This is a genomic window from Colwellia sp. 75C3, assembly GCF_002836255.1.
Lineage (GTDB): Bacteria > Pseudomonadota > Gammaproteobacteria > Enterobacterales > Alteromonadaceae > Colwellia.
Genome location: NZ_PJAU01000055.1, coordinates 175,016 through 189,841 on the forward strand (window position 1 = coordinate 175,016; position 14,826 = coordinate 189,841).

9 protein-coding genes are annotated in these 14,826 nt (G+C 38.0%); 4 read left to right on the forward strand and 5 right to left on the reverse strand.

Annotation, left to right across the window (positions count from 1 at the left end; translation table 11 throughout):
• Nucleotides 1-9: 9 nt before the first annotated feature.
• On the reverse strand, nucleotides 10-975 hold the full coding sequence (locus CXF85_RS14870; RefSeq protein WP_101229432.1) for a tetratricopeptide repeat protein: 966 nt from the start codon (nucleotides 973-975) through the stop codon (nucleotides 10-12).
• Between the two features lie 262 nt (nucleotides 976-1,237).
• Nucleotides 1,238-2,302 (reverse strand): phospholipase A, encoded by a 1,065-nt coding sequence (locus CXF85_RS14875; RefSeq protein WP_101229433.1) that lies wholly within the window; start codon nucleotides 2,300-2,302, stop codon nucleotides 1,238-1,240.
• Between the two features lie 286 nt (nucleotides 2,303-2,588).
• Here CXF85_RS14875 and CXF85_RS14880 point away from each other — a divergent pair, with 286 nt between their 5' ends.
• A complete protein-coding gene (locus CXF85_RS14880; RefSeq protein WP_101229434.1) occupies nucleotides 2,589-5,693 on the forward strand; it encodes an efflux RND transporter permease subunit in 3,105 nt (1,034 codons plus the stop codon).
• A 29-nt stretch (nucleotides 5,694-5,722) separates the two neighbouring features.
• On the forward strand, nucleotides 5,723-6,889 hold the full coding sequence (locus tag CXF85_RS14885; protein ID WP_101229435.1) for an efflux RND transporter periplasmic adaptor subunit: 1,167 nt from the start codon (nucleotides 5,723-5,725) through the stop codon (nucleotides 6,887-6,889).
• Between the two features lie 132 nt (nucleotides 6,890-7,021).
• Here CXF85_RS14885 and CXF85_RS14890 read toward each other — a convergent pair whose 3' ends face one another.
• From CXF85_RS14890 to CXF85_RS14900, 3 genes are read right to left on the reverse strand one after another with little or no spacing between them, the layout of a single operon-like run.
• The gene (locus CXF85_RS14890) at nucleotides 7,022-8,425 is read right to left on the reverse strand and encodes an alkaline phosphatase (RefSeq protein WP_101229510.1); all 1,404 of its coding nucleotides are present in this window, start codon (nucleotides 8,423-8,425) and stop codon (nucleotides 7,022-7,024) included.
• Between the two features lie 54 nt (nucleotides 8,426-8,479).
• Entirely contained in the window at nucleotides 8,480-9,679 is a 1,200-nt protein-coding gene (locus CXF85_RS14895; protein WP_101229436.1) for an endonuclease/exonuclease/phosphatase family protein, read from the reverse strand.
• A gap of 25 nt (nucleotides 9,680-9,704) precedes the next feature.
• Nucleotides 9,705-10,337 carry a TetR/AcrR family transcriptional regulator gene (locus CXF85_RS14900; protein ID WP_101229437.1) on the reverse strand — a complete coding sequence of 211 codons (633 nt, stop codon included), beginning with the start codon at nucleotides 10,335-10,337 and terminating at the stop codon, nucleotides 9,705-9,707.
• Between the two features lie 687 nt (nucleotides 10,338-11,024).
• Between CXF85_RS14900 and CXF85_RS14905 the strand changes: the two genes are divergently transcribed.
• Complete coding sequence (locus CXF85_RS14905; RefSeq protein ID WP_101229438.1) at nucleotides 11,025-14,195, forward strand: carboxypeptidase regulatory-like domain-containing protein; 3,171 nt, start codon at nucleotides 11,025-11,027, stop codon at nucleotides 14,193-14,195.
• 205 nt (nucleotides 14,196-14,400) lie between these two features.
• Nucleotides 14,401-14,820, forward strand: a complete 420-nt coding sequence (locus CXF85_RS14910) for a cytidine deaminase (RefSeq protein WP_101229439.1) — start codon at nucleotides 14,401-14,403, stop codon at nucleotides 14,818-14,820.
• Nucleotides 14,821-14,826: the final 6 nt, after the last annotated feature.

The window sequence follows — 14,826 nt, forward strand, 5'->3', positions numbered from 1 at the left end:
GGCAACTGATCACTGATCAAGAGTTAAGATTAAATTCTTATAGAGTTTATTATATTCTGCTGATTCATTAATACCTTCAACATTACTCGGTACTTTATTGAAAATCATTAATGCCTTATCAACATTTCCTTGAAGAAAAATCACCTCGATTAGTTTTAATTTGCTAATAGATCCATTAATCACATCTTTCTCACCTTCGGCAAGATTGATGGCTCTAATATAGCTTTCCTCAGCATTTTTATATTCTCCTGCCTTTTTATAAGCTAAAGCAACGTTATTATAAGCAACACCAATTTGCTGTTTATTTTTGGCTGCTTTCGCCCATTTCAATGAGTCTTTACGATACTTTATATGCAGGGGTTTATCATCTTGAAAGTAAGCCACATGGCCTAAGTTAGCATAAAGTTCTCGTTTGAAAATGGGGTGATATCTTTTTTTAAATTTTTGGTCTAACTGTAATAAAGTTATTTTTGCCTTTTCATACTCTTTCATCGCTATTTGAAGATTGGAAATTTCAATTAACCTTATGGGATCCTGATATTTATCATTGATTTGTGTCAGTAAGCTTACTGCTTTATCTAAGTAATCTCTTGTGGGCTTTATATCTTTGTTGCCATAACTTAGTTTTGCGTAATAAATATAAACGTATATAGAAAAGTTTATCGGTAAGGTGTTATAGCTAAGTAAGGTCTCTATTTCTAAGGAAAGTTTGTCGAAGTGTTGTAGAGTAAACAGTGCATCTAATTGAATAAGTTTAAGACGATACCATTGTCTGCTTTTTACTGTTGAAGACGCTAGCGCATCATCGAGTAACAACAAACATTGATGAGGTGAACTTTCACATGTTTTTTCGATTTTAGCTAATTCATCATAAGTAGCGGCATTACTGTAGTTGGGGACTAATAAATAGACAAATAGGGGAAGGAATGTTGTGAGAAAAAGTACTTGTTTAGTTTGAATTTTCAAAAAAAACATGCCTATTCCCCAAGTTAAAGGTTGGTGAGGCTAGAGCTAAAAAACCTTATAACCTCGTGTTACAGTAAATTATAGTTCATATTTTAACTATAATTTTCGGAGGTAAAAATAGAATAGGTCAGGGGGGCATAATAGGTTTTTGGTTAAGGCTTAAATTATGGGTATTGTTCGAGCGGAGTAGACAGCCCATCTTTGTTCTATTTTAGATGGACTGATGTTATTTAATATTGATGATAAGTATCATCGTATTAATATGGAGGGACTAAAGTAAATTAGTTAGCGCGATACCAATACCAAAGCGTTTTTGGTTAACATTATAATCAATTAAACTCTCGCCATAGCCACTACTAAACTGAGCATAGCCTTTTAATTTACCCCATAAAGGGAAGGTAGCGCCAACCTCAATAAAGCCATTATGGGTGGCAAAATTGTTTCTGCCTTTAAAAGAAAACTCAAAGGCGTTGTTGTATTTATAAACCAAACCTAATTCAAAATGGCCCATATAATCGAGGATATCGGGATTATCATCACCTTGACCAGCATCAGGCGAAGACTTTTCATTCTCAGGAATACGGTACCAAGGGCGAAATGATAAGGCAAAGTTACGTTTTTCATAGAGGTAATTAACATAAATACGATTCCAGCTCCTTGAAAGCAATTGTGAACGACCATTTGATTGATGTTCGAAGCCGACGATTAACGCTGAATTACCTCCCCAAGGGTGATAATTAATAGGCGTGAAATAGAAAATCTCAGGTTGATAATTTGTTTCTCTAAAAGGTTTTGATATTTCCTCCGAGTAAATTTGCCACCATGACTGTAGGGTAAAGCCAAAAAAGAGTTGATCACCTTCCTTAAGAAAAGGTCCGGTCAACAGTGGGATTTTTAAACTAATTTGAAACTTTGCCTCAGTATCTTTTAAATCGTCCGCCCAAGTAGAAAATTCTTGATAGGCATCACGGTTAATTTCATTAACTAGCGAGAAGGGTAATATGTAATTCATTTTATGAGGCGTTAATACATAAGGGTTAGCCGCTGTTCTTTTTTCTCTGATCATTCGATTGGCTATTGCGCCTAGTTCAATATCTTGACCGCTGTCTTCATTCAAAATACTTCGAGCAATTCTCTTCTCACATTGTGTTTCTATTTCCGCTAGCGTTGCACTTTTCTCTGCACTTTTAATGGCCTTAAACAAACACATCTCAAATACAGCTCTATGTGATTCATGCACTACTTTATTGTCATCACCCTCAGGTGATTTAGCTTGCGTAGTGAATGAAAGCGAAAGTAAAAGTAGGGAAATACCTATTGAAATTATTGATCTCATAGTTGCCAATTGTGTGAGCTGAAATTGGCGGCGATTATAGCCTGTTTTCCGTTGAATCAATAGATACGGGCGTAGGGATTAAAAAATAAAATCATAAAATACCAAAAGTGCTTTAACGAATATTTAAGTGACCATTAAATATGTCTAATTATGTCAGCGCATTTCAAAGCATTTCCCCTCGGTAGTTGGTCCTATTTTTATCTCGATTAACCGCAAGCTACCTTTCTTTATTAGTGAGGGCTTGTATCTTGATTGTTAAATAATGTAACCCACTATTGGAATCGAAATGAAACTCACCAAGAGCGCTTTAACTAATCCAGCTGCCGTTGCTGTAGTTGTTGCCCTAACATTGCTTGTCGGCATGCTTAGTTTATTTAAGTTACCGGTACAGCTTTTTCCTGATATTGAACGCCCGCAAATTGGCGTACAAACCACTTGGCGAGCAGCATCACCTAAAGAAATTGAGTCTGAAATTATTGAACCACAAGAGCAGGTATTACGTGGTATCCCTGGTTTAGAATCAATGAATGCTTTTGCCAATCGAGGTGGTGCATATATTAATTTGTCTTTTGGCGTTGGCACTAACATGGAGCAAACGCTAATTGAAGTAATTAGCCGCATGACACGTGTTGCTAATTTGCCACAGGATGCCAGACCGCCACGAGTGATGCTTGGCGGTGGTCGAGGTAATACCCCAGCACTGACTTTTTTCTTCTTACAGGCTTTACCGGGAAATGGCCAAGACATTAGTCAATATATTGATTTCACCAATGATGTTATTCGACCTCGCCTTGAGGCGGTTGAAGGTGTTGCCAGTGTCGAAACTTTTTCAGAGCAAAACCGAGAAGAGCTGCAAATTCGTTACGATCCGATTAAAGCAGCTGAGTATGGCATTGAAATACCGCGTTTAATTTCATTGGTTTCTGCGAGTGACGATATCTCAGGCGGTTTTATTGATGTCGGTCGACGCCAATACACTTTACGTTATAGCGGTAAGTACAGTGTTGATGAGTTATCAGAATTGATGCTTGAATCACGTGGCGGACGAAATATTCGTTTAAGTGATATAGCCACCGTTGAAGTACGTCGAAATGATAGACAAGGCATGGCGGTTCAAAATGGTAATCCAGCTTTTTCTATGCGTATTAATAGAGCCAATGGCGCAAATGTTTTAGAAACTTTGAATAGAGTGAAAACAGAAGTCAACTTACTTAATACTGAACTGTTGGCTGATAAGAAATTAGTGATGGTGCAATCTTTTGATGCCTCTGTGTTTATTTACCGCGCAATTAATTTAGTAACCAGCAATTTATTTGTCGGCATTATTTTATCGTTATCAGTTTTATGGTTTTTTATTCGCCGTATGCGCGCTACGTTAATCATTGCGACTGCCATTCCGGTAAGTTTGTTAAGTACCTTTATCGTGTTAGAAATTACTGGCCGTTCACTAAACGTTATCTCGTTAGCTGGCTTAGCTTTTGCCGTGGGCATGGTGCTTGATGCTGCAATTGTGGTGTTAGAAAATATATTACGCATGCGAGATAAAGGACTCAATGAACATGACAGTGCAGAAAAGGGCGCTGAGCAAGTGTGGGGCGCTTTGCTTGCTTCTACTGCGACAACCGTCGCTATATTTCTGCCGGTATTTTTCTTAAAAGATATCGAAGGGCAACTCTTTGGTGATTTAGCCTTAACTATCGCTATAGCGGTCTCGGTATCACTTATTGTTGCAGTAGTGCTATTACCCGTTTTATCCAAACACTTTCTAAAACAGCAAAAAGTAAACGATCCCAATAAAAAGTTGTGGCAGAGAATTACCAACGTTGTGATGAAAAGTACTAGTACTCGTACTAAACGCTTATCCCTTGCGACCACGCTTTTAATATTACCGGTTGTCATCACTATTATAGCCATGCCAAAACTTGATTACTTACCACCGGTAAAACGCGATGCAATTGATGCTAATTTGCAGTTCCCGCCGGGATCAAATGTTAAAACCATTGAAAAAGAAGTTATTCAACCTATTGTTGAGCGATTAAAGCCTTATATGGATGGCACCAAAGAGCCAGCATTGAAAAACTATTATATTTTCGGCGGCTCATTTGGCGGTAGTTTAGGGGTTCGAGTAAAAGATCAAGACCGCGTTGATGAGCTACTTGAAATCGTTAAAAATGAAATATTGATAGATCTACCTGATACCCGTGTATTTGCCAGACAAGGTAATTTATTCGGTGGTTTTGGTGGGGGTAGAAGCGTGCAAGTACATTTGCAATCCAAAGATACCAAAGCATTACAAGAAGTAGCACGTCAGGGCATGGATTGGATAAAAGAAGCCATTGAAGGCGCTAACGTAAATGCCAACCCTGGTCTTGCGATGTCAGAGCCTGAAATTAATTTAAGCCCTAATGATCGCAGTATTTTAGAGCAAGGTTGGAATCGTCGCGATGTGGGTCGTGTAGTAAGAACACTAGGTGACGGCTTATATGTAGGCGAGTATTTTAACGGTAGCAAACGCTTGAATATGATTTTACGTGCTGACGGTTGGGATGACCCAGATAACCTAGGAGATGTTCCTGTAGTTACTGGTAATGGTAGCGTTACGCAATTATCTAATTTAGTTGATATACAGCGTACCGTTGGACCGAGCCGCTTAACGCGCATTGATGGACAGCGTACTATTAGCTTGAATGTTAACCCTCCAAAAGGCTGGTCATTAGAAGAAACTATCTCGGTGTTAAAGGCACAGGTAGAACCTAAATTACGCGATATTATGCCAGCAGGCGGCAATATTCAATATGGCGGTAGTGCTGATCAGCTAGAAAAAGCGATCACAGTGATGGCGGAAAACTTTGCTTTTGCTTTGGTGATTTTATTCCTACTGATGGCGGCATTGTTTAAATCAATCAAAGACAGTTTATTAGTTGTCATTACTATTCCTTTAGCGACTGTTGGCGGTATTTTAGCTCTGCAATTACTAAATTTAAGTGTCTTTCAGCCGCTTGATTTACTGACTATGATAGGTTTTATTATTTTACTGGGTTTAGTGGTTAACAACGCGATCTTATTAGTTCATCAAACCCGAATAGGTCAACAAGATGGTCTTGAGCGTTCAGAAGCCATTGAGCAAGCCTTAAGCTTACGCTTACGTCCTATTTTTATGAGTACAGCAACCAGCTTTTTTGGCATGTTACCGTTATTACTTATGCCGGGAGCGGGCAGTGTTATCTATCGCGGTTTAGCGGCAGTAATTGTCGGCGGCTTAGCGTTTAGTACCATATTTACCATAGTATTACTGCCATGTTTATTAAGGCTATCTAAGTATGATTTTTTACCAAATAGCAGCAAACAAGATGCAGTACAACAGTTACCAGTCACTCGCGTTAAAGCGTAATGACAATTCAAGAAATTAAGGAACAAATCATGAATAACTTAATGCTTACAAATGTTGCACCACCAAAAATGAACTTCACGAATAAAAAGTCCAATAAACGTGAGTTCTACAACTCAGCGTTAATCGTTTTATCTCTTATATCCGTCATTGGTTTACTGAGTTTTAGTGAAAATGCTAATGCGGCTAAAGATGAAAAACCAGCACACTTGGTCAGTGTTGAGACGGTTAAGAAAGAACAAGTAAAGCCGAGTATTTGGTTACCTGCTAATGTAATCAGTCGAAAGAACGCACCTATTTCCGCGGAACAAACAGGTCAGTTATTATGGATTGAAGATGTTGGCAGTCAAGTTGAAAAAGGTCAGTTATTAGCACAAATTGATGACAGGCATTTAAAGTTACAATTAGCGGGTCAACAAGCACAAGTAAAGCAACACCAAGCCGATGTAGATTATCTTACCGGACAAAAAGCACGTTTCTTAAAATTACGTGAAAAAAACAATTCAGCGGTAAGTGAACTTGAACGTGTTAATAAAGATTTAACCATTGCCATTAATGAAGTTGTCGCTTTGAATATATCGGTTGACCAAACCTTACTTGCCTTAGAGAAAACGACTATTAAAGCGCCTTTTTCTGGAAATATTAGTCAACGGTTTGCTCATGTAGGAGAGCTGATTTCTATTGGCCGCCCGTTAGTACAACTCATCGATACTAAGAACCTTGATATTAAAATTGCTGCGCCTATTTCAATAGCACCATTTTTGCAACGAGGCAGCAAAGTGATGGTTAAGTGGAATCAAACCTTGCTTGAGTTACCGGTGCGTACTTGGAGTCAGGCGGGTGATCAAGCGTCGCGTACTTTTGATGTAAGGCTAGCAGCTGATGGTATCGCCATGTTAGCGGGTACTGCCGTGACTGTTTCTTTACCTAAACAAACACCCCGAGAAGCTATTTTAGTGCCACGCGATGCATTGATGTTACGAGAAAATGAAACTTACGTGTTAACTATAGATGATGACAAACAAGCTCAAAAGGTGTCTGTGCTTATTGGGCAAGGTGTTAATAGTTGGGTATCGGTAACAGGGGCTTTATCGGTAAATGATAGTGTTGTTGTTCGCGGTGGAGAGCGTCTACAAAGTGGCGAAAAAGTCAGATTTATTAATGATAAAAAAGATGCGGTGATTGCTAAAGTTAATTGATAGCTAGAATAATTTATATAAAGTATTAACCAGTTTTGCTTACGAGGGGATGTTTAACAGCCCCTATATATTGTGTAAGCTCAGCCGACTCGTGTGGCCACTTGTCGGCTTTTTTATTTCTACTTTTACTGCTTATTCTTTACCTAGTAAGGTAAATATTCTTTTGGCAATATCAGTATTATCTATTTTTCCGTGAAACATTTCACTGCTTTTGCCAAAGGCGAAAACAGGTACATCAATAGCTGTGTGACCGCTTGAGGTCCAGCCACTGTTGGTGCGCTTATCTATAAGCTTTTTAATCGCAATATAAATGGTCGTTTCAATAGTCGGTTTAATCTGTTCTTGTTGTGCTTTTTCATTTAAACCATAAAAATCTACAAGTTTCTCAGATGTTTGCTCTTTTGCCTGCTGTAATAAGTCAACTTCTTCTTGAGTTACTGCAAAGTTAAGCTGCTCGCTTGTTTCTTTTATAGTGATATCTGTTACTGCTAAATGTTTCGCTATATTTTGTGGTGAACGTTTCATTGTACGAAGCACCTCAGGATCCCATTTATAGGTACCGTTAGCAGCGATGGTAAAGCCACCAGTGCTGTGATCGGCGGTAAGCACTACTAGCGTATCAGGATTTTGTACGACATATTGTTCAAGATATTCAACTGTTTTGGCAAGATCAGTCATTTCAGCCATGGCTGATGCAATATCATTGCTATGACCAGCCCAGTCTATTTGACTGCCTTCTACAAGTAGAAAATAACCCTTATCATTTTCTAGTTGCTTGGTTGCTGCTTGTGTCATTGCTGATAAACGAAGTTGATTGTCATCATCTAGCGCCCAAGGTAAGCCAACATCGGCAAAAAGTCCTAAAATAGGTTTTTGCTGTGGCAGTTCACTTAATGCTTCGGCATTATCGAGATAATGAAAACCGGCTGATTTAAACTCATTAACCAAATTGCGGTCTTCACGAATAAAGTACTGCCAACCACCACCTAAGATAACGTCGGCTTTTATGCCTTCATCGATATAACTATCGGCAATGGCGTTATAGTTTCTTCTACTTTCATTATGGGCAAGATAAGACGCTGGGGTAGCATGATTAACTTGTGAAGTAACAACAACACCTGTTTTCTTTCCTTGTTTTTTTGCCCATTCAAGCACAGTTTCAACGGGTTTTTTATCAACATCTAAACCTATGGCGCCATTATAACTTTTAACGCCGGTCGCTAGTGCTGTTGCTGCTGCGGCTGAGTCAGTAACGTAACCTGATACTGGCGCAGGGTAAGTGCTTGCCATGCCAACAAGTAGGCGATCAAATACCGTTTGTTCAATAATGGTTGTTTCTGGATTATCATTAAAATAACGATAAGCGGTAGTATAAGCGGGTCCCATACCATCACCAACTATCATGATTATATTTTTAGGACTACTAAATGAATTTGAGTCGACAGCGTTACCTGGTGAAATCACAGTCGAATTTTCAGTAGTTGTACAAGCACTCAATGCAAGAGTGACAAAAACGGCGGAAAGTAGTTTTTTCATGATATTGGTTCTTTGTGGTTGATTCATTATTGTTAAGAGTGAAATATAATATGATTATTTCTTTGTTGTTAGTTCAAGCCAGACCAAACGATGATCAGATGACGCTTTTCTATCTTTTATTAATCGGTAGCTGTCGACAGTTGCTAACGGCCAAAATACAGCTGAGTTATTAATGGTTAAGCCAGTAACTGAAGGTAATACATAATCAGCTCTCATGCGCCAAAATGCTGTGTGATGTTTAGCGTTTCTATTGTCTGGTGTATGCATTTTACCCGCTTTACTTTGCGGCATAACATCTTGAATTTTTTCATTATTTAACAACGATGAAATTCCAGCTTTAACGGCATCACCATCTACAGTGGAAGCATTCAAATCCCCTAAAATAACAAAAGCCTGTTTGGGTTCGAGACCCCCTTTATTACCTTTGTCATCGTAAATGTAGCTCGACTTATCCGGAGATATATAATCTTCCCAAAAACGTATCTCATCATGATTACGTTTACCATTTCTATCTTCGGGACCATCAAATACCGGTGGCGTTGGATGGCTTGCTAAAATGTGAATCGTTTTACCATTGACCTCAACGGGGACGTCCCAATGAGACTTTGATGAAAGTCGTAATTCTTGCCAAACCGCTTGGCTGTACCAAGGTTTATTTGTTTCAGGATTTTTTGGCATTAATGCCTTTGGCATGTCGTGCCATTTAAAGTGTTGGAAACTTCTAATACTTTCAACATTTATTGGGTATTTTGATAACAGCGCCATACCAAAATGGCCTGGGAAGTAGCCAAATCCATAACCATCGCCAGGTAATATCCCCTTTTTACCGTTACCATCGATATCTAGACCAGAATTTACACCGGTATTAACTGGACCTTGGTAAAAGTAAGGAAAATTAATGGCACTTTGACCATTTTGATTCTTATTCAAATAGTCGTTAATAAAGGTTTTTAGCGCTTGATTATCACTGTGTTGACTATCATTGTTTTGATTATCAAATTCATTCAGTAAGATAATATCAGGGTTAACTGTCTGAATGATCTCTGCAATGTTTTTTATCTGTTGATGATCACTCGCCAAAGCCTCGCTAAGTGTTTTTCCTGAGACGTTGGGTAATTCACCTCGTTTATGGTCAACGTAGTTCAACGCCTCCATGCTGACATTAAAGGTAGCTATTTTTAATGTTGTTTCTTGTGCAATAGTCATCGTAGGCAGCACCCAAGCTAGTAAGGCAATGATTGAATATTTTTTCATATGGTTTTGTCTTTACGTAAATGAGTTAAATTAAGCCGCAGCCCCGTAAAATTATGTCTGTTAGAAATGCGATAACTTGTTCAACATCATTTTCTTCGAAATCGGCTTGATTCATTATGGTCAATATTTGCGTATCAAAATCGGCATAGTGTTGGGTAGCAGACCAAATAAGGAAGATGAGGTGGACAGGGTCTACCTTGGCCATTTCACCATTGTCTATCCATTGTTGGAACAACTTAGCTTTTTCTCTTACCCATTGACGTTGGTATGTACGTGCGTAATCTTGTAGGTGCGGGGCGCCTTGAATGATTTCCATAGCATATATTTTCGATGCTTCAGGCTCTTTAAATGACATTCTTACTTTGGCAGCAATAAACTTTTCTATCGCAATTTTCGGACCTTCATTGGCTTCAATATCGCCGATACCTTGATCCCACATTTCAAGTGTGTCTTCAAGAACAGCATGGTAAATATTTTCTTTATTTTTGAAATAATAAAGCACATTCGCTTTGGGTAGTTCAGCTCTATCAGCAATAGACTGCACTGTTGCTCCTCTAAACCCTTGCAAGACAAACTCTGTTCTAGCGGCTGTCAGAATTTTAATTCTGCTCTTGGCTCGAATATTACCGGTTTTTTTTATTATATTAGCGCTAGTCATTCTTTAGGCTCGGTGTTCGTTAATATTTCCATGATTATTAATATGATCATGATTGTTTTTATGGGATTTTTACCAGTTGAACAGGTAGAAGTCACACATTTTATTAATTCTCTCCGCTAAATGTAATTTATTAAATTGAAAAAGTACATCATATCGTTGTTTGATTAATATTTTATGACAAGATGGTTAAAATGAAACGTTTAATAATAATAGATTTAAAATATTTTACATCATCTTAAATCTTATCCGATAAGACAATGTTTTCATTGCGCTTAAGTTACTGTTTTTTGGTATGAACAGTGTCTTTTTTGTTTTATAACTGACCACATGGAAAGTTTTTATAATCAAATGTAGTTAAAAACACCATTTTTCATAACAATATCTTATATAGGTAATTAATTTATTTTTTTGTATGAAATAATCGCTTGGTGGTTACATTTATCTGTTTGTTTTTTATAGTGTTTTGTTGTTTTTTGTCACTCCATAACCTACTGGTCTGACATCTGTTCTTTTAGTGCTTTGAAGAATATGTAAAAATATGTAATGAAACTGTCATAAAATTCTGCTTTAATTTCAATCGAAACAAAAAACAGAGCAAGTGGTTAACTTTTGTATCAGTTGCTTAGAAATAATAATAATAAAGACCATTTTAAACAAAAAACACAAAACAAAATATAGGAATAGCAGATGAAAAATTATCGTCTATCACATATCAGTAGCGCGTTAGTCCTTGCTCTTGGGCTTTCTACATCGGTTATGGCCAATGTTACCACCTCTGCAATAAAGGGGCAGGTTGCAGGTCCAAATGGTAACCCAGCGGTTGGAACTACAGTTACTATTGTGCATGTGCCATCAGGTACGAGTAAAACTGCAACAGTTAACGCAGCGGGTTTGTTCGTTGCCAAAGGTCTACGTGTAGGTGGACCTTACCGAGTTGTTGTTGATTCAAATACATTTGAAGATGCCACAGTAAAAGATATTTATTTAACGCTGGGTGAAACATATCCTTTAAACGTAGCGTTAAATTCTCAAAGTGAAGTAGAAACAATCGTTGTAACAGGACGCTCTATTAGTATGCAGTCTGGCGGTACAGGACCTGCTGTTCATTTTAATGCCGATGACTTAAAAAATGCACCATCAATAAACCGAGATATTAAAGATATCGTACGTATTGACCCACGCATTTATATTGATGAAAGCCGCAGTGATGCTATTCAGTGTGGTGGTGGTAACCCAAGATTTAACAGCTTAACCGTTGATGGCGTTCGTATGAATGACAGCTTTGGTTTAAATGACAATGGTTATCCGACGACACGTATCCCTTTTTCATATGACTCAATTGATCAAGTTTCGGTTGAGTTAGCTCCGTTTGATGTTAAATACGGTGGTTTCACCTCTTGTAACATTAACGCGGTAACAAAATCAGGGACAAATGAAGTCCACGGTGGTGTGTTTTTCGATTACAGCAATGATTCTATGAAAGGCGATAGCATTGAAGGTGAACATCAAGACAATGGTGATTACGATGAAAAGCGTTATGGTTTCAATGTTGGTTTACCGTTAATTCAAGATACGTTATTTCTATATACCTCTTATGAAAAATTAGATGGTGTGCAATTATTTGAATATTCACCATTAGGCGATAATGTTTCTCAAGCTGATATCGACCGTGTAAACCAAATATCAATGAATAACTATGGTTATACTGCCGGTGGTACACCAGCAAGTATGCCTGTTGATGATGAAAAAATTCTTATAAAATTAGATTGGAATATTAGTGAAGACCATCGTGCGAGTCTTGTTTATAACTACAATGATGGTTTTAAATTAGATCAATCTGACGAATGGGGCATGACGCTAGACAACCATTTCTACGAGTCAGGCGCAGAGATGAATTCATTTGCTGCATCACTTAACTCTGATTGGTCTGATAATTTTTCAACAGAAGTAAGAGTTGGTCACACTGAACTTGACGGTAGACAGCGTTCATTGGATGCTGACAGCGGCTTTGGTGAAGTTCAAATAAAGCATAATGGTACCACTATTTTCTTAGGTCCTGATGACTCTCGTCAATCGAATGAAATGAACTGGGAAACAACTACTTTTAAACTTTCTGGTAGTTACTATTTAGATGAACATACCATTACAGGTGGTTATGAGTACGAAACGTTAACAGCATTTAACTTATTTATGCAACATACCGTAGGTGAGTATCGTTTTGGCTCTATCGACGACTATGAAGATGGAATAGCAAGTGCGGTCTATTATAATAACTCTGCAGGTACCAATGTGCCGAGCGATGCTAGCCAAGAGTTTACTTATGGTCTGCATACCTTCTATATTCAAGATGAATATACCCTATCTGACATCGATATGACGATAACTGCAGGTTTACGTTATGACCGTTATACCAGCAGTGATAATCCACGATATAATGCACAATTTGAAGAACGTTATGGCGTTAGAAATGACAAAAACATGGATGGTATTGATTTAATACAACCCCGTGTTGGTTTTAACTGGGCTGTGCAAGATAACTTAGAAGTACGTGGTGGTTTCGGTCTTTATTCTGGTGGTAACCCTAACGTTTGGTTGTCTAATTCATATTCAAACGATGGTTTAGTCAACATCAGTGAACGTGCCAAATATCACAAAGATGTGATACCAACAACGGTTAGACCAGATGGTGACAGGGATAAAACATTCTACAACTTATTTGAAACCCCATCGTCTGATCCGCGCGGTCCTGGTTTTGGTGTACCTCAAGTGATGGTAGATACAATTCAAGACCTAGATGAAGAAAGTGGTAATGGCTCTGTTAATGCAACGGATCCAAACTTTGAAATCCCATCAGAGTGGAAGTATGCATTAGGTGCTACTTACACGACTGACAACGACTATATTATTTCTGCAGATATTCTACATAATCGTAAGCAAAATTCAGCGACTGTACTTGATTATAATTTAGAATATGGCGAGAAGACTTTTGATGGCCGTCCTACCTATCAATCAGTTACTCATGCCGATGGCATTGATAATGTACGCAATGAATATGTTTTAACTAATACTAAAAGTGATGGCAGCTCTACTATTCTTTCATTAGCGTTAAGCAAAAGCTTTGATTTTGGTTTAGATGCTTCATTTGGTTATTCTTTTACTAATTCTGAAGATGCTAACCCAATGACCAGTGCTGTTGCTGGTTCTAACTACGGTAACTTAGCAACTACTGATGCGCTTAATCCACCAATCACCACGTCTAATTATGAGATCCCGCATCGTTTCACTATGAATCTTACTTATGGTATTGAGTTAATCGACGGGTTAACTACTCGCTTTAGCTTATTCGGCCAAGCAAGTGAAGGGCAAGCCTACTCATATACCTATGATGATTCGGATAGCGCTTTTGGTGACAGTAATTGGAATGGGGATCGTCAGTTAGTTTATATACCAACAGTTGATGATGCGAATGTTGTTTACGGAGCTGACTTTGATAAAGAAGCGTTTGACGCTTTTGTTGCAGCTGAAGGGCTAGCCCGTGGTCAAACAACAGGTCGTAATGCACAAAATGCTGATTGGCATGTAAGCTTTGATATCAAAATTAACCAAGAAATTCCTGGCTTAATGGAAGGCCATCGAGGCAATGCATTCTTTATCATTAAAAACGTAGGTAATATGTTAAATGATGATTGGGGTGTGATGAATCAGGGGCAATTTGTCGGTAATCGTATGGTTGAAATGTCAGTTCAAGATGATGGTAAATACCTTTACAAAAGTTTTAATTCAGGCAACGAAAAGCAAAAAGCTTACAAAGACGCGTCTGTTTGGGAAATGCGTGTTGGTGTAAGTTACGACTTCTAATGACTTAATTTGAAATGTATTAGTTAATATTGTTTAATTAATTCGCATTTTATAGTCAATGCCAAATAAAGCCATACTGAAAAGTATGGCTTTTTTTTTGATCTTTGTATGGATGAGTAATAGATAATATATACAACTTGACCATATGGTCAGTAATGATATATTAATATAATAAATACAGTTGATTATCTAAAGGCCTGTAAAAATGAATAAAAATGAAATAGCACGTTTTGATGAATTGTTACTAGCGGCAAAAGCCGCTTACCATTTGGCTTATGCCCCTTACAGCAATTTTCATGTTGGCGCTGCAGCATTAACAAAAAATGGCAATATAGTTCAAGGTTGTAATGTTGAAAACGCTTCGTATGGCTTAACGGTTTGTGCAGAGCGTAACTGCATTAGCAATTCGGTAATTAATGGCGAGCAGGAATTTGAAGTGATTGTTGTTTATACCGAGCAAGACAAATTAACACCTCCGTGTGGTGCTTGTAGACAAGTGATCGCGGAATTTTTTGAACAATCAGCACCAGTGCTGTCCGTTAATCATAAAAATGAACAGAAAGTCTGGACAGTACAGGAATTACTACCAGACGCATTCACCCCGAAAGATTTATTAGATTTATAAGGATTT

Coding starts and splice junctions, on each gene's coding strand:
- CXF85_RS14875 (WP_101229433.1), bottom strand. CDS start 2,302: ATGAGATCAATAATTTCAATAGGTATTTCCCTACTTTTACTTTCGCTT.
- CXF85_RS14905 (WP_101229438.1), top strand. CDS start 11,025: ATGAAAAATTATCGTCTATCACATATCAGTAGCGCGTTAGTCCTTGCT.
- CXF85_RS14870 (WP_101229432.1), bottom strand. CDS start 975: ATGTTTTTTTTGAAAATTCAAACTAAACAAGTACTTTTTCTCACAACA.
- CXF85_RS14910 (WP_101229439.1), top strand. CDS start 14,401: ATGAATAAAAATGAAATAGCACGTTTTGATGAATTGTTACTAGCGGCA.
- CXF85_RS14885 (WP_101229435.1), top strand. CDS start 5,723: ATGAATAACTTAATGCTTACAAATGTTGCACCACCAAAAATGAACTTC.
- CXF85_RS14890 (WP_101229510.1), bottom strand. CDS start 8,425: ATGAAAAAACTACTTTCCGCCGTTTTTGTCACTCTTGCATTGAGTGCT.
- CXF85_RS14895 (WP_101229436.1), bottom strand. CDS start 9,679: ATGAAAAAATATTCAATCATTGCCTTACTAGCTTGGGTGCTGCCTACG.
- CXF85_RS14900 (WP_101229437.1), bottom strand. CDS start 10,337: ATGACTAGCGCTAATATAATAAAAAAAACCGGTAATATTCGAGCCAAG.
- CXF85_RS14880 (WP_101229434.1), top strand. CDS start 2,589: ATGAAACTCACCAAGAGCGCTTTAACTAATCCAGCTGCCGTTGCTGTA.